This window comes from Inmirania thermothiophila (assembly GCF_003751635.1).
Lineage (GTDB): Bacteria > Pseudomonadota > Gammaproteobacteria > DSM-100275 > DSM-100275 > Inmirania > Inmirania thermothiophila.
In genome coordinates this window covers 980,065-1,000,500 of record NZ_RJVI01000002.1, presented here as the reverse complement: position 1 = coordinate 1,000,500, position 20,436 = coordinate 980,065, and the positions used below count along the sequence as shown (strand labels likewise).

General features: G+C 73.0%; 17 protein-coding genes. 11 read left to right on the top strand and 6 right to left on the bottom strand.

Annotated elements, in window-relative coordinates; genetic code table 11:
• Position 1 precedes the first annotated feature (1 nt).
• The 6 genes from acnA to EDC57_RS10295 form a co-directional block, all read right to left on the bottom strand.
• Positions 2-2,680 (bottom strand): aconitate hydratase AcnA, encoded by a 2,679-nt coding sequence (gene acnA / locus EDC57_RS10320; protein ID WP_123401762.1) that lies wholly within the window; start codon positions 2,678-2,680, stop codon positions 2-4.
• Between the two features lie 64 nt (positions 2,681-2,744).
• Positions 2,745-3,623: an AEC family transporter gene (locus EDC57_RS10315; RefSeq protein WP_123401761.1), complete on the bottom strand. Its 879-nt coding sequence runs from the start codon at positions 3,621-3,623 to the stop codon at positions 2,745-2,747.
• A gap of 45 nt (positions 3,624-3,668) precedes the next feature.
• Positions 3,669-4,784 (bottom strand): dihydrolipoamide acetyltransferase family protein, encoded by a 1,116-nt coding sequence (locus EDC57_RS10310; protein WP_123401760.1) that lies wholly within the window; start codon positions 4,782-4,784, stop codon positions 3,669-3,671.
• On the bottom strand, positions 4,784-5,764 hold the full coding sequence (locus tag EDC57_RS10305; RefSeq protein ID WP_123401759.1) for an alpha-ketoacid dehydrogenase subunit beta: 981 nt from the start codon (positions 5,762-5,764) through the stop codon (positions 4,784-4,786). Before EDC57_RS10305 ends, EDC57_RS10310 begins: the two co-directional genes overlap by 1 nt.
• Positions 5,757-6,833 carry a pyruvate dehydrogenase (acetyl-transferring) E1 component subunit alpha gene (gene pdhA / locus EDC57_RS10300; RefSeq protein WP_123401758.1) on the bottom strand — a complete coding sequence of 359 codons (1,077 nt, stop codon included), beginning with the start codon at positions 6,831-6,833 and terminating at the stop codon, positions 5,757-5,759. The genes EDC57_RS10305 and pdhA overlap by 8 nt, the downstream gene beginning before the upstream one ends.
• A 90-nt stretch (positions 6,834-6,923) precedes the next feature.
• Positions 6,924-7,796, bottom strand: coding sequence for a hypothetical protein (locus tag EDC57_RS10295; RefSeq protein ID WP_123401757.1), 873 nt, complete (start codon positions 7,794-7,796; stop codon positions 6,924-6,926).
• A 134-nt stretch (positions 7,797-7,930) separates the two neighbouring features.
• Here EDC57_RS10295 and EDC57_RS10290 point away from each other — a divergent pair, with 134 nt between their 5' ends.
• The 11 genes from EDC57_RS10290 (at position 7,931) to ald (ending at position 20,432) form a co-directional block, all read left to right on the top strand.
• Positions 7,931-8,158: an HP1242/YdcH family protein gene (locus EDC57_RS10290; RefSeq protein WP_123401756.1), complete on the top strand. Its 228-nt coding sequence runs from the start codon at positions 7,931-7,933 to the stop codon at positions 8,156-8,158.
• 15 nt (positions 8,159-8,173) lie between these two features.
• A complete protein-coding gene (locus tag EDC57_RS10285) occupies positions 8,174-8,872 on the top strand; it encodes an MBL fold metallo-hydrolase (RefSeq protein ID WP_123401755.1) in 699 nt (232 codons plus the stop codon).
• A gap of 340 nt (positions 8,873-9,212) precedes the next feature.
• The gene (locus EDC57_RS10280; protein WP_123401754.1) at positions 9,213-10,127 is read left to right on the top strand and encodes an ABC transporter permease subunit; all 915 of its coding nucleotides are present in this window, start codon (positions 9,213-9,215) and stop codon (positions 10,125-10,127) included.
• A 4-nt stretch (positions 10,128-10,131) separates the two neighbouring features.
• Complete coding sequence (gene livM, locus EDC57_RS10275; protein WP_123401753.1) at positions 10,132-11,448, top strand: high-affinity branched-chain amino acid ABC transporter permease LivM; 1,317 nt, start codon at positions 10,132-10,134, stop codon at positions 11,446-11,448.
• Complete coding sequence (locus EDC57_RS10270) at positions 11,445-12,308, top strand: ABC transporter ATP-binding protein (protein ID WP_123401752.1); 864 nt, start codon at positions 11,445-11,447, stop codon at positions 12,306-12,308. The genes livM and EDC57_RS10270 overlap by 4 nt, the downstream gene beginning before the upstream one ends.
• A gap of 22 nt (positions 12,309-12,330) precedes the next feature.
• The gene (locus EDC57_RS10265; protein WP_123401751.1) at positions 12,331-13,047 is read left to right on the top strand and encodes an ABC transporter ATP-binding protein; all 717 of its coding nucleotides are present in this window, start codon (positions 12,331-12,333) and stop codon (positions 13,045-13,047) included.
• Between the two features lie 25 nt (positions 13,048-13,072).
• Positions 13,073-13,423, top strand: a complete 351-nt coding sequence (locus tag EDC57_RS10260) for a DUF6867 family protein (RefSeq protein WP_123401750.1) — start codon at positions 13,073-13,075, stop codon at positions 13,421-13,423.
• Between the two features lie 141 nt (positions 13,424-13,564).
• On the top strand, positions 13,565-14,662 hold the full coding sequence (locus EDC57_RS10255; RefSeq protein ID WP_123401749.1) for a branched-chain amino acid ABC transporter substrate-binding protein: 1,098 nt from the start codon (positions 13,565-13,567) through the stop codon (positions 14,660-14,662).
• 130 nt (positions 14,663-14,792) lie between these two features.
• A complete protein-coding gene (gene putA / locus EDC57_RS10250; RefSeq protein ID WP_123401748.1) occupies positions 14,793-17,960 on the top strand; it encodes a bifunctional proline dehydrogenase/L-glutamate gamma-semialdehyde dehydrogenase PutA in 3,168 nt (1,055 codons plus the stop codon).
• Positions 17,957-19,291: an omega-aminotransferase AptA gene (gene aptA, locus EDC57_RS10245; protein WP_123401747.1), complete on the top strand. Its 1,335-nt coding sequence runs from the start codon at positions 17,957-17,959 to the stop codon at positions 19,289-19,291. Before putA ends, aptA begins: the two co-directional genes overlap by 4 nt.
• Before the next feature lie 19 nt (positions 19,292-19,310).
• Positions 19,311-20,432 (top strand): alanine dehydrogenase, encoded by a 1,122-nt coding sequence (ald, locus tag EDC57_RS10240; protein WP_123401746.1) that lies wholly within the window; start codon positions 19,311-19,313, stop codon positions 20,430-20,432.
• Positions 20,433-20,436: the final 4 nt, after the last annotated feature.

Sequence of the window (20,436 nt, the reverse complement as noted above, 5' to 3'; positions counted from 1 at the left end):
CTCAGTCGAGGAGGCGGCGCAGCACGTAGGGCAGGATGCCGCCGTGGCGGTAGTAGGCCAGCTCGTCCTCGGTGTCGATGCGGCACAGGGCCTCGAAGGTGCGCGGCCTGCCCCGCCGCGGGTGCACCGTGACCTCGAGCCGCGCCCGCGGCGCGAGCCCCTGGGCGATGCCGCGGATGTCGTAGGTCTCGCTGCCGTCGAGGCCGAGGCTGCGCCGGTCGACGCCCTCCGGGAACTCCAGCGGGAGCACTCCCATGCCCACCAGGTTGGAGCGATGGATGCGCTCGAAGCTCTCGGCGATGACCGCGCGCACGCCGAGCAGCCGCGTCCCCTTGGCCGCCCAGTCCCGGGACGAGCCGGTGCCGTACTCCCGCCCCGCGATCACCACCAGCGGCACCCCCTCCTCGGCGTAGGCCATGGCGGCGTCGTAGATGGACATCTCCGCGCCGTCCGGCATGTGGCGGGTGAAGCCGCCGCGCCGTCCCGGGACCATCTCGTTCTGCAGGCGGATGTTGCCGAAGGTGCCGCGGATCATCACCTCGTGGTTGCCCCGGCGCGAGCCGAAGCTGTTGAACTCGCGCGGCTCGACGCCGTGGGCGACGAGATAGCGCCCGGCGGGGCTGTCCGGCTTGATGGCGCCTGCGGGCGAGATGTGGTCGGTGGTGACGGAGTCGCCGAGGATCGCCAGCGCCCGCGCGCCCAGGATGTCGTCCACCGGCGGCGGCTCGCGGCCGACGCCCTCGAGGAAGGGCGGGCGGCGGATGTAGGTGCTGCGCGGGTCCCAGCGGTAGAGGACCCCCTCCGGGACCTCGATGGCGCGCCACGCCTCCGGGCCGCGGAAGACGTCGGCGTAGCGGCGGCGGAAGGCCTTCGGGCCCACGTGGCGACGCACCGCCTCGGCCACCTCCGCGGCGCTCGGCCAGAGATCGCGCAGGTAGACGGGGTTGCCGGCGCGGTCCTCGCCCAGGGGCTCGCGCGCGAGATCGACCCCCATGTTGCCGGCGAGGGCGTAGGCCACCACCAGGGGCGGCGAGGCGAGGTAGTTGGCCCGCACCAGCGGGTGGATGCGGCCCTCGAAGTTGCGGTTGCCCGAGAGCACCGCGCAGGCGACGAGGTCGCCCTCCTCGATGGCGCGGGCCACGGGCTGCGGCAGCGGGCCCGAGTTGCCGATGCACGTGGTGCAGCCGAAGCCCACGACGTGGAAGCCGAGGGCCTCGAGGGGCGCCACGAGGCCGGCCGACTCGAGGTAGTCCACCACCACCTGCGAGCCCGGGGCGAGCGAGGTCTTGACCCACGGCCGCGTCGTCAGCCCGCGCTCCACCGCCTTGCGCGCCACGAGGCCCGCGGCCAGCATCACCGACGGGTTGGAGGTGTTGGTGCAGCTCGTGATGGCGGCGATGACGATGTCGCCGTCGCGCAGCCGCCAGTCCACCCCTTCCACCGCCGCCGACTTCGTCTCCGCCGCCTCCGCCTCCCCCTCGCGCATGGCGGTCAGCGCCATGCGGAACGCGGCCGCGGCGCGGCCGAGGGGCACTCGGTCCTGGGGGCGGCGCGGGCCGGCGACGGACGGCTCGATGGCGCCGAGGTCGATCTCCACCACCTCCGTGTAGTCGGCCTCGGGGCCGTCGTCCCCGCGCCACATCCCCTGGGCGCGGGCATAGGCCTCGACGAGCGCGATGCGGGCCGGGTCGCGCCCGGTGAGCTCGAGGTAGCGCACGGTCTCGGCGTCGATGGGGAAGAGCCCGCAGGTGGCCCCGTACTCCGGTGCCATGTTGGCGAGGGTGGCGCGGTCCGGCAGGGGCAGATGGGCGAGGCCCGGCCCGAAGAACTCCACGAACTTGCCCACGACCCCGTGGGCGCGCAGCCGCTCGGTCACGGTGAGGACGAGATCGGTGGCGGTGGCGCCCTCGGGCAGGACGCCCTCGAGGCGCACCCCCACCACCTCCGGGATGCGCATGGTGACGGGCTGGCCGAGCATCGCCGCCTCGGCCTCGATCCCGCCCACGCCCCAGCCGAGCACGCCGAGGCCGTTGATCATGGTGGTGTGGCTGTCGGTGCCCACGAGGGTGTCGGGATAGGCGAGGGGCGCATCGTCGCCGGCGGCCTCTTCCGTCCACACCACCTGGGCCAGGTGCTCGAGGTTGACCTGGTGGCAGATGCCGGTGCCGGGGGGGACGACCCGCAGCCGGCCGAAGGCCTGCTGGCCCCAGCGCAGGAAGGCGTAGCGCTCGCGGTTGCGCTGCATCTCCAGGGCGACGTTGGCCTCGAAGGCGTCGGGGCTCGCCCAGCGGTCCACCATCACCGAGTGGTCGATGACGAGGTCCACGGGGGTGAGGGGCTCGATGCGCGCCGGATCCCCGCCGAGGGCGGCCATGGCCTCCCGCATCGCGGCCAGATCCGCCACCGCGGGCACGCCGGTGAAGTCCTGCATCAGCACCCGCGCCGGGCGGAAGGCGATCTCGCGCTCGGAGCGGCGCGACGCGAGCCAGGCGCCGATGGCGGCGACGTCGTCCTCGGTCACGCTGCGCCCGTCGAGGTGGCGCAGCAGGTTCTCGGCCAGGATCTTGAGGGCGAAGGGCAGGCGGGCGGGGTCCCCCAGCCGCTCCGCGGCGGCCTCGAGGCTGTGGTAGCGGTAGCGGCGGCCGCCCGCCTCCAGGGTGCGCAGGGTGTCGGCGTGCAAGGGTGTGCCTCCCGTGGCTGGATCGCTGCCCTCAGTCTAGGACCGCGGCGGCGGCGCGGCCAGCTCAGGGCAGGACGAAGGCGAGCACCGCGGGAATGGTGACGAAGGCGCCGAGGTTGCCCAGCATGACGATGGAGGCCACCTTGGCGGGCTCCTGGCGGTAGCGCTCGGCGACGATGTAGTTGAGGACCGCCGGCGGCAGCGCGCCGAAGAGGAGCAGCTGCGCCTCCTGCAGGGGCGGCAGGTGGAGCAGGGGGCGCACCGCGAGGGCGACGGCGAGCCCCGTCGCCGGGCACACCACCGCGCCCACGAGGCCCGTCCGCCAGTGGGTCAGGTCGACGTCGATCAGGCGCACGCCGAGGGCGAAGAGCAGCAGCGGGATGCAGACCTGGCCCAGCATGTCGATGGGCACCGCGAGCACCGGCGGCAGGGTCAGGCCCGTGAGGCTGAAGGCGATGCCGGCGAGGGTGGCGACGACGATGGGCATGCGCAGCACCGCGAGCCAGTGGGCGCGATGGTCCATGATCCAGGTGCCCAGGGTGAAGTGCAGCCCGTTCTCGATGATGAAGAGCACCACCGCCGCCGGCAGGGCCTGCTCGCCGAAGGCGAACACCGCCAGCGGCAGCCCCATGTTGCCGGAGTTGGAGAACATCATCGGCGGCACGAAGGTGCGCGGCGCGTAGCCGAGGAGCCGCGCCACCGGCAGCGCCAGCAGCCCCGAGCCCAGCACCACCGCGAACCCCCCGAGGGCGAGGGGGCCGTAGGCGCCGGGGTCGAAGTCCTTGCCGGCGAGGACGCCGAAGAGCAGCGCCGGCACGAAGACGTCCATGTTGAGCTGGTTGGCGAAGGTCATGTCCGGGCGCTTGAGGCGCCCGTAGAGATAGCCCGCGCCGACGATGGCGAAGAGGGGGAAGACGATCTCGAGGATGCGCAGGGCGAGCATGGGGCGGGCACGTTAGCGCGCCCCCGCCGCCCGCGCAAGCGAGCCCTAGTGCGGCTTCGCCAGGTCGTCCATCACCGCGCGCAGGAAGCGCGCCGCCTCCCCGCCGGTGACGCAGCGGTGGTCGAAGGAGAGCGACAGCGGCAGCACGCGGTGGATGGCCGGGCCCTCGTCGGTGGCCACCACCTCGCGCCGCAGCCGCCCGGCGCCGAGGATGGCCACCGTCGGCGGCACCACCACGGGGTCGGCATAGCGGCCGGCGATGGTGCCGAAGTTGGACAGCGTGAAGGTGTAGCCGCGCATCTCCTCCGGCGGGACCTGCCGCGTCCGCACGTCGGCCTTGATGCGGTCGAGGGCCGCGCGCAGGTCCTCGGGGCTGCGCCCGGCGACGTCGCGCAGCACCGGCGTGAACAGCCCGTCGGGGGTGTCGACGGCGATCGCGAGATGGATCGCCTCCACCACGCGCCGGGTCATCGCGTGGCCGTCGTACCAGGCGTTGAGGCCGGGCTCGGCGCGGCAGCCGGCGACGATGGCGCGGACGAGGCGCAGGGTCACGTCCTGGCCGTCCTCCCACGCCTCGATGTCGGCGTCGTCCACCACCGTGACCGCGGCCACCTCGGCGTGGGCCTGGGCCATGTTGCGCGCCATCGCCCGGCGCACCCCGCGCAGCGGCTCCGGCGGGCCGGCCTCCTCCAGGGCGCGAGCGGCGCGCTGCACGTCGGCGGCGGTGATCATCCCGTCGGGGCCGGTGGGCTTGACCATCGCGAGGTCGACGCCGAGGCGCTGGGCGAGGGCCCGCACCGCCGGGGTCGCGCGCACCCCGGCGGGGCTCGGGCGCGCGGCCGGGGGGGCGGGCCGCGGCGGCGGGGCGGCCGCCGCCGGGGGCGCCTTGGCCACCTCGCCCACCACGGCGCCGGCGTCCTCGCGCCCGCCCTCGCCGAACTCCACCAGGGGGTCGCCAACGTGGACCACGTCGCCGGGCTCGGCGTAGAGGCGGACCACGGTGCCGCTCTGCGGCGCCGGGATCTCGACGATGGCCTTGGCGGTCTCCACCGAGACCAGCGGCTGGTCGGCGACGACGCGGTCGCCGGGCGCCACGTGCCAGGCCACGATCTCGGCCTCGGCGAGGCCCTCGCCCAGATCGGGCAGCTTGAAGATCTGCATCAGGCGTACTCCAGGATGCGGCGCGCGGCCTCGACGATGCGCGCGGTGTCGGGCAGGTAGGCGCGCTCGAGCCGCGGCAGGGGCATGACGGTGTCGTAGCCGGTCACCCGCAGCACCGGCGCAAGGAGCGAGGTCAGCCCCTCCTCGGCGAGCACCGCCGCCACCTCGGCGCCGACGCCGCCGGTGCGCGCCGCCTCGTGGACGACGACGCAGCGCCCGGTGCGGGCCACCGAGGCGAGCAGCGTCTCCGTGTCCATGGGCTTGAGGGTGGCCAGGTCGAGGACCTCGGCGGAGACCCCCTCCTCGGCCAGGACCTCCGCCGCGGCCAGGGTCTCCACCAGCATCGCCCCCCAGGAGACCAGGGTGAGGTCCGTGCCCTCGCGCAGGACGAAGGCGGTGTCCAGCGGCAGGGTCCCGGCCCCCTCGTCCACCTCCTCGCGCATCATCCGGTAGATGCGCTTGGGCTCGAGGAAGACCACCGGGTCGGGGTCGCGGATGGCGGCCAGCAGCAGGCCGTAGGCCCGCGCCGGCGACGACGGGATCACCACCCGCAGGCCCGGGATGTGGGCGAAGAGCGCCTCGGTGCTCTCGGAGTGGTGCTCGGGGGCGTGGATGCCGCCGCCGTAGGGGGCGCGCAGGACCATGGGGCAGGTGAGGCGCCCGCGGGTGCGGTTGCGCAGGCGCGCGGCGTGGTTGAGGACGTGGTCGATGGTGGGGTAGATGAAGCCCATGAACTGGATCTCGGCCACCGGGCGCAGGCCCTGCGCGGCCATGCCCACCGCCATGCCCGCGATCAGGGTCTCGGCGAGCGGGGTGTCGATGACGCGCTCGGGGCCGAAGCGGGCCTGCAGGCCCTCGGTGGCGCGGAAGACCCCGCCGTTGGCGCCCACGTCCTCGCCCAGGACCACCACCGACGGGTCCTCCTCGAGGGCGCGGGCGAGCGCCCGGTTGACGGCCTCCACCAGGGTCAGCTCAGCCATGGCCGCCCCTCCCCGCCACCTCCGCCCGCTGCCGTGCGAGGGCCGCGGGAAGCTCCGCGTGGAGGTGGTCGAACATGGCCTCGGGCGCCGGCGGCGGGGTGGCGAGATAGGCCGCCACCGCCTGCTCCACCTCGGCGCGGGCCTCGGCGAGCAGCGCCTCCTCGTCGGCCTTGCCCCAGGCGCCCACCGCCACCAGGTGGCTTCGCAGCCGGGCCGCCGGCTCCTCGGCCCAGCGCCGGCGCACCTCGTCGTCGTCGCGGTAGCGGCTCGCGTCGTCGGCGGTGGTGTGGTCGCCGAGGCGGTAGGTGAGGGCCTCGACGAGGCTCGGCCCCTCGCCCGCGCGGGCGCGGCCGAGGGCCTCGTCCAGCGCGGCGCGCAGGGCGACGACGTCGTTGCCGTCCACCTGCTCGCCGTGGATGCCGGCGGCGACGGCCTTCTGGGCCAGGGTCTCGGCGGCGCTCTGGCGGCTGCGCGGGACCGAGATCGCCCACTGGTTGTTGTTGACCACCACCACCAGGGGCAGGCGCCAGACCCCGGCGGCGTTGAGGGCCTCGTAGAAGTCGCCCTTGGAGGTGGCGCCGTCGCCCATCACCGCCACCGCCACCCGCGCCTCCCCGCGCAGCCGGAAGGCGTAGGCGACGCCGACGGCGTGGCAGGCGTGGGTCGCCACCGGGATGCAGACCGGGAAGTCCTCGCGCGGGCCCGCGAAGTCGCTACCGCGTTCGTCGCCGCCCCAGTAGAGCAGGAGCTCGGTCATGGTGACGCCGCGGAGCAGCTGCGCGGCGTGCTCCCGGTAGGAGGGCAGGAGCACGTCCTCGGGGCGCATGGCGCTGCCGACGGCGACGCCGATGGCCTCCTGGCCGAGGGCGGAGGCGTAGGTGCCGAGCTGGCCCGTGCGCTGCAGCGCCACCGCCTTGGCGTCGAAGGTGCGGGCGCGCACCATGGCCCGGTAGAGCGGGATCAGGCGGGCGGGGTCGCGGGCGAAGGCGGGGGCGTCGTCGTCGAGGCGGCCGTCGGGGTGGAGGTGGCGCCGGTAGGCGACGGCGAAGCGGGCGACGGTCTCGCGCATGGGGCCTCCCTTCGGCCTCGGAACGGGCCTTCGGGCCTGCCCCTATAGACCGGCCGGCGCGCGCGGTCGTTCCGCGCCGCCGTCCGCGGCTCAGCCCGGGATGAAGATCCCGGCGCTGCGGATGGCGCGGATGTAGCGCTTGGTGGACTCCTCGAGGCTCTTCACCGCGGCCTCGAAGTCGCCCGCCGCGGCCTGCTCCTCGGCCTCGCGCCGCAGGGCCTCGGCCTGCGCCGAGAACCGCGCCACCATCTGGGCCGTGTACGGGTTGTCCTTCTTCTCCTGGAGGAGCAGGTTGACGAGCATCTTGTGGCTGTCGTTGCGGTCGAGCTCGTACTTGTACTCGTCCTCCTTGGTGGCGAAGTTCAGCGAGCGGGTCAGGGTGTCGCCCTCGCGCATGCGCTGGATCGCCATCTTGGTGGTGATGTACGCCCGGTCCAGAAGGGCCCGGGCCTCCTCGAGCCGGCCCGCCCGGAAGGTCGCATCGGCCTCCCCCACGAGGCGGGCGACCTCGTCGTGGACCTCCCTGGCCGCCTTCCCGACCTTCTTCTCCTCGGCGACGCGGTCGTGGGCCTCGAGCAGGGCCTCCACGCTCTTGTGCCGCGCCTCGTAGTCCCGCCGCTGCTTCTCTGCCAGGAGCGCGCCCGAGTCGGCGTGGCGGATGGCCTGGAACATGGTCCGCGTGGCCTCCGAGAAGAGCTTGTTGGCGCCGCCGTAGTCGCCCGCCTCCAGGGCCTGCATGGCCTCGCGGTAGGTGGCGCGGGCCTGCTCGTGCAGCTCGTGGGCCTGGGGGTTGCCGCTCCCCTCGACCCGCTGCGCCCCGGAGGAGCGCTCGAGGAGCCGCTCCACCTGGGCGGCACGGGCCTTGAGCTGCGCCTCGGGGGTGGTGTCGGCGGCGCGCGGTGCGGCGGTCGAGGCCGCGAGGAGGAGGGCCGCCGCCCCCGCCAGGAACCTTCGCTTCTTCATCTGCCGGGTCTCCCCTGCCGCTCCCGCCGCCATTGTACCGCCCCCGCGGGCCGCCTTGCGGGGGGCGATGCCGTGGTCTACGGTTTTAGAGTGAGTGCGGGGGCCGACGGTTCAGGCGGATGGAGGAGACGACGATGACGCAGAGCGAGCAGGAGGTGGTCGAGGCCCTTCTCGAGGAGAGCCGGCTGTTCCGGGAGCTGCACGAGCAGCACCGCGTCCTCAAGGCGCAGATCCGGGAGGCCGAGCTCGGCACGCTGCCCATGGACGACCTCACCCTGCATCGGCTGAAGAAGGAGAAGCTGCGCATCAAGGACCGCATGGCCGAGATGGTGCGCGCCTACCGGCGCAGCAGCACGGCCTGAGCCGCGGGGGCGGGGGTGGCGGTCTTCCGGCAGCTCTTCGACCCCGAAAGCAGCACCTACACCTATCTCCTGGGGGAGGCCGGCGAGGCCGTCCTCATCGACCCGGTGCGCGAGCAGGCGGGGCGGGATCTCGCGCTGCTGGCGCGGCTGGGCCTGCGCCTGGTCTGGAGCCTCGACACCCACGTCCATGCCGACCACGTCACCGCCGCCGCGCTGCTGCAGGCGCGCACCGGTTGCGCCACCGCGGTGGGGCAGCGCGCGGGGGTGGCCTGCGCCGACCGGCTGCTCGCCGAGGGCGACGAGATCCGCTTCGGCGGCGAGGTGATCCGGGTCCTCGAGACCCCGGGGCACACCGCCGGCTGCGTCAGCTACCTCTGGCGCGACCGCCTCTTCACCGGCGACGCCCTCCTCATCGGCGGCTGCGGCCGCACGGACTTCCAGGACGGCGATCCCGGCACCCTCTACGACAGCATCGTGGGCAAGCTCTTCACGCTCCCGGACGAGACCCTGGTCTACCCGGCCCACGACTACGAGGGTCGGCGCGTCTCCTGCATCGGCCAGGAGAAGGCCATCAACCCCCGGCTCGCCGGACGCAGCCGCGAGGCCTTCGTGGCCCTCATGGAGTCGATGGCCTTCCCGCTGCCGCGGCGGATCCAGGTGGCGGTGCCGGCCAACCGCCGCTGCGGGCGCGAGGGGATCGGGGGCGGGGCGTAGGGAGGACAACTTTTCCTTATGCCTCGGATAAGAAGGGGTTGCGGATGCCCCTCCTTGCCGGTAAAGTGCGCGCCCCATCGGGCGGGGCCCCCGCCCGAGCGGAGAGGATCGGAGGAGGCGCAGGGGCGGGACGATCCCGTCCCGGCGGCGGGCACCGTCGGCGCATCCCCGCCCGTGCGGGGTGGCCGAGGGTCGGGCAACGACAACCACAAGGCCGCGACACCGTCCCCCGCAGCGCCCCCGCATGGTGGCAGGTTGACCTGAGTCCGAGACGACGGCCCGACGGCAGCCCCGGGGCGGCGCGGACGTGGACCGCCGCCGGGAGCGAGGAGCGGAAGCCATGGCCTACTTCCTGCAGCAGCTCGTCAACGGCATCACCCTCGGGATGATGTACGGCCTCATCGCCATCGGCTACACGATGGTCTACGGCATCATCGGGATGATCAACTTCGCCCACGGCGAGATCTACATGATCGGCTCGTTCGTGGCGATCATCTTCTTCACGCTCTTCTCCATGATGGGGGTGAGCAGCGTCGCGCTGGGGATCCTCGCGGTGCTGCTGATCTCGATGTTCTTCACCTCCGTCTACGGCTGGACCCTGGAGCGCATCGCCTACCGGCCCCTGCGCGGGGCGCCGCGCCTTGCGCCGCTCATCTCCGCCATCGGCGCCTCCATCTTCCTGCAGAACTACGTGCAGCTGCTGCAGGGGGCGCGGGTCCGGCCCATGCCGCCCCTCATCCGCGGCGGCATCACCCTCTATCAGGAGGGCGACTTCGTGGTCCAGCTCAGCTACGTCCAGATCATCATCTGGGTCACCACCATCGTCCTCATGGCGATCTTCGCCACCATCATCGCCAAGACCTCTCTCGGGCGCGCGCAGCGCGCCTGCGAGCAGGACCGCGTCATGGCCGGCCTGCTGGGCATCAACGTCGACCGCACCATCTCCACCACCTTCGTGATGGGCGCGGCGCTCGCCGCGGTGGCGGGCACCATGGCCACCCTCTACTACGGCGTGGTGGACTTCTTCATCGGCTTCCTCGCCGGCATCAAGGCCTTCACCGCGGCGGTGCTGGGCGGCATCGGCTCGCTGCCGGGGGCGATGCTGGGGGGACTCATCCTCGGCCTGGTGGAGGCCTTCTGGTCGGGCTACTTCACCACCGAGTACAAGGACGTGGCGGCGTTCTCCATTCTCGTGCTGGTGCTGATCTTCCTGCCCACCGGCTTCCTCGGCAAGCCCGAGATCGAGAAGGTGTGAGGCGATGAACCGTCAGAGCGTGACCGCGGCGCGGGGCCGCATCGATCTTGGCGAGATCCTCAAGGACAGCGGGCTTGCGGCGCTGGTGGCGCTGCTGCTCGCCTTCCCCCTGGTGGGCTTCCAGACCGTCGACCAGGTGGGCGGGCGGCTGGGTCTGAACACGCGCTTCGACTGGGTCGCCGTCGGGGTCGGCGCGGTCTTCGTCGGGCGCGTCCTCGTCCGGCTGCTGGCCGCGCTGTGGCCGCGCCGCGAGGAGGGCAGGAAGGGCGTCATGGCCCGCGCGGGGCTCGCCATCCGGCCCTACATGCGCTGGATCGGCGCCGCCGGCATCGCCTTCGCCATCGTGCTGCCCTTCCTGCCCTTCGCCAGCCGCTACGTGGTGGATCTCGCCACCGGGGTCCTGATCTACGTCATGCTGGGCTGGGGGCTCAACATCGTGGTGGGCCTCGCCGGGCTGCTGGACCTCGGCTACGTGGCCTTCTACGCCGTGGGGGCCTACAGCTACGCGCTGCTCTCGGTCCACTTCGGGCTCTCGTTCTGGGTGGTGCTGCCGCTCGCCGGGCTGCTCGCGGCGACCTTCGGCGTGATCCTGGGCTTTCCCGTGCTGCGCCTGCGCGGCGACTACCTGGCCATCGTGACGCTGGGCTTCGGCGAGATCATCCGCGTGGTGCTGCTCAACTGGTACAAGGTCACCAACGGACCGGACGGGATCTCGGGCATCCCCCGCCCGACCTTCTTCGGGCTTCCCTTCGCCCGCACCGCACCCGACGGCGGCACCACCTTCCACCAGTTCTTCGGCCTCGAGTACGCCGGCATCCATCGCATCATCTTCCTCTACTACCTGATCCTCGCCCTCGCCCTCATCACCAACTTCTTCACCCTGCGCATCCGCCGGCTGCCGGTGGGCCGTGCGTGGGAGGCGCTGCGCGAGGACGAGATCGCCTGCCGCTCGCTGGGCATCAACCCCACCAACACCAAGCTGACGGCGTTCGGCATCGGCGCCATGTTCGGCGGCTTCGCGGGCTCCTTCTTCGCCACCCGCCAGGGCTTCATCAGCCCGGAGAGCTTCACCTTCATCGAATCCGCGACCATCCTCGCCATCGTGGTGCTGGGGGGCATGGGCAGCCAGATCGGCGTCGTCCTCGCGGCGATGGTGCTGATCCTGCTGCCGGAGTTCGGGCGCGAGTTCGCCCAGTACCGGATGCTCTTCTTCGGTGCGGCGATGGTCATGATCATGGTCTGGCGGCCGCAGGGGCTGCTCGCCTTCCGCGAGCCGACGGTGCGGCTGCATGCACGCTCCGAGGGGGAGGCCGAGCGATGAGCGAGTACCGCCCGAGCGAGCCGCTGCTCACCGTCGAGCACCTCACGATGCGCTTCGGCGGCCTCGTGGCCGTCAACGACCTGTCCTTCGTCGCCGGCAAGCGCGAGATCACCGCCATCATCGGTCCCAACGGCGCCGGCAAGACCACGGTCTTCAACTGCCTGACCGGTTTCTACCGCCCGAGCGTGGGCAGGCTGACCCTGCACCGCGACGGCCGTCCCCGCTACCTCGAGCGCATGGACGGGCACAAGATCGCCCAGGCCGGGGTGGCGCGGACGTTCCAGAACATCCGCCTCTTCTCGGGCATGTCGGTGCTGGAGAACCTGATCGTGGCCCAGCACGTGCGGCTGATGAAGGCCTCGCGCTGGACCGTCGGCGGCCTGCTCGGCCTGCCGGGCTACCGCAGGGCCGAGCGCGAGGCGGTGGAGCTGGCGCGGTTCTGGCTCGACCGCATCGGGCTGACCGCGCGCGCGGACTGGAACGCGGGCAGCCTCCCCTACGGCGACCAGCGCCGCCTCGAGATCGCCCGCGCCATGTGCACGCGCCCGGTCCTGCTCTGCCTCGACGAGCCGGCGGCCGGCCTCAACCCCAAGGAGTCGGCCGAGCTCAACGAGCTGCTGCTCTCGATCCGGGACCAGGAGGGCATCGGGATCCTCCTCATCGAGCACGACATGAGCGTCGTGATGGAGATCTCCGACCACATCGTCGTCCTCGACTACGGCCGCAAGATCGCCGACGGCACCCCGGACGAGGTGCGGCGGGACCCGGCGGTGATCCGCGCCTACCTGGGCGAGGAGGAGGACGAGGCGCTGCCGGAGGAGGTGGCCGCCGACCTGGGCGGCGGGCCGGCCGGCGGCTGAACACGGTTCGGGGGTAGGAGCCATGCTGAGCATCGAGGGGGTCGAGACCTTCTACGGGCACATTCAGGCCCTGCACGGCGTCGACCTGCACGTCGAGGAGGGCGAGATCGTGACCCTCATCGGCGCCAACGGCGCCGGCAAGACGACGCTGCTCATGACCATCTGCGGCCATCCGCGGGCGGCCGCGGGGCGGATCGTGCTCGAGGGCGAGGACATCACCCATCTGCCCACCTACGAGATCGTGCGACGCGGCATCGCCCACGCCCCGGAGGGGCGCAGGATCTTCCCCAAGATGACCGTGCTCGAGAACCTGCAGATGGGCGCCACGGTGGCCGACCCCAGGTACTTCGACGAGGATCTCGAGCGGGTCTTCACCCTCTTCCCCGTCCTCAAGGAGCGGCAGCACCAGCGCGGCGGCACCCTCTCCGGCGGCGAGCAGCAGATGCTCGCGATCGGCCGGGCGCTCATGGCGCGCCCGCGCATCCTCCTCCTGGACGAGCCGTCGCTGGGGCTCGCCCCGCTGGTGGTGAAGCAGATCTTCGAGGTCATCCGGGAGATCAACCGCCAGCAGAAGGTGACCATCTTCCTGGTGGAGCAGAACGCCTACCATGCCCTGCGCCTGGCCCACCGCGCCTACGTCATGGCCACCGGCAGGATCATCATGACCGGGACCGGGCAGGAGCTGCTGGCCAATCCGGAGGTCCGCGCCGCCTATCTCGAGGGCGGCGTCAAGCACTGACACGGCCTGCGAGGAGGACGACGCGATGGAGGCCTTGCTCGGCGCGCGACTGGGGGTGTTCATCGGGGTCACGGTGATCCTCATGGGAGGCGCGGCCTGGATGACGGGGCGGGCGGTGGCCAACACCTGGCGCCCGGCCTGGCAGGTGGTCGCCTACTGCATCCTGGAGGCCGCCGGTAGCCGCTTCCTCATCTACGCCCTCTTCGAGGGCAGGCTGCTCAGCGCCACGGGCTTCCTCGCCGACGCGGCGGTGCTCGTGGCCATCGGGCTGGTGGCCTACCGCTACTACCACGTGCGGCGGATGGTGGAGCAGTACCCGTGGCAGTACGAGCGGGCGGGGCTCTGGGCCTACCGGGAGAAGCGCAGCTTCGGCTGAGGGCGACGATTTGACGGGCGCCGGCCGCGTGCTATGGTTCGGACGTCCGCGCGGTTCCGTCCCCCGCGGGGATGGAGGGCGCGGCGGGCCCCGAGGGGGCCCGGCGTGCAGATCGAGAGCCACCACGAAGGAGAGAAAGGCATGAAGAAGATCGCGCTCCTTTCGGGTGTGGCGGCGATGGCCTTCGGGCTTGCCGCCCACGCCGAGATCAAGATCGCGACCGTGGGCCCGATGACCGGCCAGTACGCCTCCTTCGGCGAGCAGATGCGCCGCGGCGCCGAGATGGCGGTGGCCGACATCAACGCCAAGGGCGGGGTGCTGGGCCAGAAGCTCGAGCTGATCATCGGCGACGACGCCTGCGACCCCAAGCAGGCGGTGGCGGTGGCCAACCAGCTCGTCAACAAGGGCGTGGTGTTCGTGGCCGGGCACTTCTGCTCCGGCTCGTCGATCCCGGCCTCCGAGGTCTACGCCGAGGAGGGGATCCTGATGATCTCGCCCGCCTCCACCAACCCGAAGCTGACCGACCGCGGCCTGCCCAACGTCTTCCGCGTCTGCGGCCGTGACGACCAGCAGGGCATCGTCGCCGGCAACTACATCGCCGACCACTTCGCCGATCGCAAGATCGCGATCCTCCACGACAAGACCGCCTACGGCAAGGGGCTGGCGGACGAGACGCGCAAGCAGCTGCACAAGCGCGGCATCCGTGAGGCCATGTACGAGCCCTACACCGCCGGCGAGAAGGACTACTCGGCGCTGGTCTCCAAGATGAAGGACGAGGGCATCGGCCTCATCTACATCGGCGGCTATCACACCGAGGCCGGGCTCATCATCCGCCAGGCCCGCCAGCAGGGGCTCGACGCCGTCCTGATGTCGGGTGACGCGCTGGTCACCGACGAGTACTGGGCGATCACGGGCAAGGCCGGCGAGGGCACGCTGATGACCTTCAGCCCCGACCCGGCGAAGAACCCGGAGGCGCGCCCGGTGGTGGAGAAGTTCCTCGCCGCCGGCTACAAGCCCGAGGGCTACACCCTCTACACCTACGGCGCCATCCAGGTCTTCGCCCAGGCCGCCGAGAAGGCCGGCACCACCGACCCGATGAAGCTGGCGAAGGTCCTCAAGAGCAGCCAGTTCGACACCGTCCTCGGCCGCATCGGCTTCGACGCCAAGGGCGACGTCACCGCCCCCGGCTACGTCGTCTACGAGTGGAAGGACGGCAAGTACGACTACGTCCAGAACTGACCGGTCCCTGAGGCCGCTCTGAGACGCGAGGGCCCGGGGCCGCGACCCCGGGCCCTCGCCGTTTCCGGCAGCCGCGGCGTCCCCGGGCCTTCGGCCGCGGGGCGCGCCGCACCACACGGGTGGAAGGCCCATGATCCGTCCGCAGAACATGTCCTCCGCAGGGGGCGCCGGCCTCCGGGCCGTGCGCGAGGCCTATCTCGCGCCCGAGGCCGACGCGGTCATGCGCCTGGTGGCGGAGGCGCGCACCGACGCCGCCACCGGCGCCCGCATCGAGGCGCGCGCCCGCGCCCTGGTGGAGACGGTGCGTGCCGAGCGCACGCGGCGCGGCGGCCTCGACGCCTTCCTCCACGAGTACGACCTCTCCAGCCGCGAGGGGATCGTGCTCATGTGCCTGGCGGAGGCGCTGCTGCGCATCCCCGACCCCGAGACCGCCAACCGCCTCATCCGCGACAAGCTGGCCGAGGCCGACTTCTCGCGCCATCTCGGCGAGGGCGGCTCCATCTTCGTCAACGCCTCCACCTGGGCGCTGATGCTCACCGGCCGCCTGGTGCGCCTGAGCGAGCGCGAGACCGAGGACGTCGGCGGCTTCCTCCAGCGCCTGGTGGCCCGCAGCGGCGAGCCCGTGGTGCGCCAGGCCCTGCTCGCCGCGATGCGCATCCTGGGGCGGCAGTTCGTGATGGGGCGCACCATCGGCGAGGCCCTCGCGCGGGCGCGCGAGGCCGAGGGGCGCGGCTACCGCCACTCCTATGACATGCTCGGCGAGGCGGCGCGCACCCGCGCCGACGCCGAGCGCTACCACCGCGCCTACCTCGGCGCCATCGAGGCCATCGGCCGCGAGGCCGGCGGACGCGGCCCGCTGGAGGGGCCGGGGATCTCGGTCAAGCTCTCGGCCCTCCACCCGCGCTACGAGGAGGCCCAGCGCGAGCGCGTGCTCGCCGAGCTCTGGCCGCGCCTGCGCGAGATCGCGGCGGCCGCGCGCGAGGTGGACATCGGCCTGACCATCGACGCCGAGGAGGCCGAGCGGCTGGATCTTTCGCTGGCGCTCGTCGAGCGTCTGGCGCGCGATCCGGGGCTCGCCGGCTGGGAGGGGCTGGGGCTTGCGGTGCAGGCCTACCAGAAGCGGGCCCGTCCCCTCATCGACTGGCTCGAGGGGCTGGCGCGCGCGAGCGGGCGCCGTCTCATGGTGCGGCTGGTCAAGGGCGCCTACTGGGACACCGAGATCAAGCGCGCCCAGGAGCGGGGGCTGGCCGGCTACCCGGTCTTCACCCGCAAGGTCTACACCGACGTCTCCTACCTCGCCTGCGCCCGCCGCCTGCTCGCCGCCGGTGCGGCCTTCTACCCGCAGTTCGCGACCCACAACGCCCACACCGTGGCCTGGGTCCTGGAGATGGCCGCGGGCCGGCGCGACCTCGAGTTCCAGCGCCTCCACGGCATGGGCGAGCCGCTCTACGACCAGGTGGTGGGCCCCGAGGGGGTCGCCTGCCGGGTCTACGCCCCGGTGGGCAGCCACGAGGACCTGCTGCCCTACCTGGTGCGGCGGCTGCTGGAGAACGGCGCCAACACCTCCTTCGTCAACCGCATCGTGGACGAGCGGCTGCCGGTGGAGGCCATCGTCGCCGACCCGGTGGCGCGGGCGGCGGATCTCGCCGGCGCCCCCCATCCGCGCATCCCGCTGCCCGCCGACCTCTACGCGCCGCAGCGGCGCAACTCCGCCGGGATCGAGCTCAACGACCCGCTGGCCCTGGCGCGCCTGGCCGAGGGCATGGGCGCTTTCGGCGAGCATCGCTGGCGCGCGGCGCCGCTGGTGGCGGGCCGCGCCCGCGAGGGCCGGGCCCGCCCGGTGCACGAGCCCGCGGATCGGCGCCGGGTGGCGGGCGAGGTGGTGGAGGCGGACGAGGCCCTCGTGGACGAGGCGCTGGCGGTGGCGGCGGCGGCGCAGCCGGCCTGGGACGCCACCCCCGCGACGCGCAGGGCGGAGATCCTCGAGCGGGTGGCCGAGCTCTACGAGCGCCACCGCGACGAGCTCATGGCCATCGCCGTGCGCGAGGGCGGCAAGACCATCCCCGATGCGCTCGCCGAGGTGCGCGAGGCGGTGGACTTCTGCCGCTATTACGCGGCGCAGACCCGCGCCGCCTTCGCCGAACCCATGCGCCTGCCCGGGCCCACCGGCGAGGACAACCGCATGAGCCTGCACGGCCGCGGCGTCTTCGCCTGCATCAGCCCGTGGAACTTCCCTCTCGCCATCTTCACCGGCCAGGTGGCGGCGGCGCTCGCTGCGGGCAACGCGGTGGTGGCCAAGCCCGCCGAGCAGACCCCGCTCATGGCCGCGCGCGCGGTCGCCCTCATGCACGAGGCCGGGGTGCCCGGCGAGGTCCTGCACCTGCTGCCGGGGGCGGGCGAGGTGGTGGGGGCGCGCCTGGTGGCGGATCCCCGCACCGCCGGCGTCGCCTTCACCGGCTCCACCGAGACCGCCCGCCACATCCACCGCGCGCTGGCCGCGCGCGAGGGGCCCATCGTGCCCCTGATCGCCGAGACCGGCGGCCAGAACTGCATGGTGGTGGATTCCAGCGCCCTGCCCGAGCAGGTGGTGGTGGACGTGCTCACCTCGGCCTTCCGCAGCGCCGGCCAGCGCTGCTCCGCGCTGCGGGTGCTCTTCGTCCAGGAGGAGGTGGCCGAGCGGCTGCTGCGCATGATCGCCGGGGCCATGGACGAGCTCGCCATCGGCGACCCGCGCTGGCTCGCCACCGACGTCGGCCCGGTGATCGACGAGCAGGCGCGGGCCACGCTCGCCGCCCACGTCGAGCGCATGGAGCGCGAGGCGCGCATCCTGCACCGCCTGCCCCTGCCCGGGGAGACCGCCAACGGCACCTTCTTCCCGCCGACCTTGGTGGAGCTGGACCACATCGGCCGCCTCGAGCGCGAGGTCTTCGGCCCCGTGCTGCACGTCATCCGCTACCGCGCCAGCGCGCTCGACCGCGTCATCGAGGCCATCAACGGCACCGGCTACGGCCTGACCCTCGGCGTGCACACCCGCATCGACGCCACCGCGCGCTACATCCACGCCCGCGTCCGGGTCGGCAACACCTACGTCAACCGCAACATGATCGGCGCCGTGGTGGGGGTGCAGCCCTTCGGCGGCGAGGGGCTGTCCGGGACCGGCCCCAAGGCCGGCGGCCCCCACTACCTGCTACGCTTCGCCACCGAGCGCACGCTGTCCATCGACACCACCGCCGCCGGCGGCAACGCCAGCCTCGTCTCGCTGCAGGACGAGGAGGCCGAGGGAGGAAGCAAGCCGTGAGCGATGCCTACCACGCCGTCCCTGCGGAGCTGCGCCTCGACGCGCTCTGGAAGCCCTTCACCGCCAACCGCCAGTTCCGCGCCGCACCGCGCCTGGTGGTGGGGGCCGAGGGCGTGCACTACCGCGCCGCCGACGGGCGGCGCATCCTCGACGGCTGCTCCGGCCTCTGGTGCGTCAACGCCGGCCACGGCCGGCGCGAGATCGTCGAGGCGATCCAGGCCCAGGCCGCACGGCTGGACTACGCGCCGGCCTTCCAGATGGGCCACCCGGGCGAGTTCCGGCTCGCCGAGCGCCTCGCCGCCATGGCCCCGCCCGGGCTCGACCACGTCTTCTTCGTCAACTCCGGCTCCGAGGCCGTCGACACCGCGCTCAAGATCGCGCTCGCCTACCATCAGCTGCGCGGCGAGGGCACGCGCACCCGCCTCGTGGGGCGCGAGCGCGCCTACCACGGGGTCAACTTCGGCGGCCTCTCGGTGGGCGGCATCGGCGCCAACCGCCGCCTGTTCGGCCCGCTCCTGCCCGGGGTCGACCACCTGCCCCACACCCACCACCCCGAGCACAACGCCTTCTCGCGCGGCCAGCCCGCCTGGGGGGCGCACCTCGCCGACGCCCTCGAGGATCTGGTGGCGCTGCACGGGGCGGGCACCATCGCCGCCGTCATCGTCGAGCCCATGATGGGGTCTGCGGGGGTGTACCTGCCGCCGGTGGGCTACCTGGAGCGGCTGCGCGCGCTCTGCGACCGCCACGGCATCCTGCTCATCTTCGACGAGGTGATCACCGGCTTCGGGCGCCTCGGCGCCGCCTTCGCCGCGGAGCGCTTCGGGGTCGTCCCCGACCTCATGACCGTGGCCAAGGGGCTGACCAACGGCGCCGTGCCCATGGGCGCGGTGCTGGTGAGCGAGGCGGTGCACCGCACCTTCATGGAGGCGGCCGCGACCCCCATCGAGCTCTTCCACGGCTACACCTACTCGGGCCACCCCCTCGCCTGCGCCGCCGGGCTCGCCACCCTCGGGGTCTACGAGGACGAGGGGCTGTTCGCGCGGGCGGCCGAGCTCGCCCCGGCGTGGGAGGATGCGATCCACGCCCTGCGCGGGCGGCGCCACGTGACGGACCTGCGCAACCTCGGCCTCGTGGGGGCGGTGGAGCTCGAGCCGCGGCCCGGGGCCCCGGGGGCGCGCGGCTTCGAGGCCTTCCTGCGCTGCTTCGAGCGCGGCGTGCTGGTGCGCGTCACCGGCGACGTCATCGCGCTGGCGCCGCCGCTGGTGATCGAGCGGGCGCACATCGACGAGCTCCTCGGCGTGCTCGCCGAGGTGCTGGAGACCATCGACTGAACCCCGGACGGAGAGTGCCATGAAGATCGGCGTGCCCACCGAGATCAAGGTCCACGAATACCGCGTCGGCCTCGTGCCCTCGAGCGTGCGCGAGCTCGCCGAGCGCGGCCACCAGGTGCTGGTGCAGTCCGGCGCCGGCGCCGGCATCGGCATCGGCGACGACGACTACCGCGCCGCCGGCGCGCGCATCCTGCCCGACGCCGAGGCGGTCTTCGCCGAGGCCGAGATGATCGTCAAGGTCAAGGAGCCGCAGCCGCAGGAGTGGCGCATGCTGCGGCCGGAGCAGGTGCTCTTCACCTACCTGCACCTTGCCCCCGATCCGGCGCAGGCCGAGGGGCTCATGGCCTCGGGCTGCACCGCCATCGCCTACGAGACCGTCACCGATCCCCACGGGCATCTGCCGCTGCTCGCCCCCATGAGCGAGGTGGCCGGCCGCATGTCGATCCAGGCCGGCGCCCGCTGCCTCGAGCGCGAGATGGGCGGTCGCGGCATGCTGCTCGGCGGCGTCCCCGGGGTGGCGCCGGCCCGGGTGGTGGTGATCGGCGGCGGCGTGGTGGGCACCAACGCCCTGCGCGTGGCCATCGGGATGGAGGCCCACGTCACCGTGCTGGACCGCTCGCTGGAGCGGCTGCGCGAGCTGGACGCCCAGTTCGGCGCCCAGCTCAACACCATCTTCTCCACCCGCAGCGCCCTCGAGGAGTACGTCACCGACGCCGACCTCGTCATCGGCGCCGTGCTCGTGCCGGGGGCGGCGGCCCCCAAGCTCGTCACCCGCGACATGATCCGCGCCATGCGCCCGGGTTCGGTGGTGGTGGACGTCTCCATCGACCAGGGCGGCTGCTTCGAGACCAGCCGCCCCACCACCCACGCCGATCCCACCTACGTGGTGGACGAGGTGGTCCACTACTGCGTCGCCAACATGCCCGGGGCGGTGCCGCGCACCTCGGCCTTCGCCCTCAACAACGCCACCCTGCCCTACGTGCTGGCGCTGGCGGACAAGGGCTGGCGGCAGGCCCTGCGCGAGGACGAGCACCTGCGCAACGGCCTCAACGTCCACCGCGGGCGGATCACCCACGAGGCGGTGGCGCGCGACCTCGGCAAGCCGTACACGCCGGCGCTCGAGGCCCTGGAGATCGACTGACGGC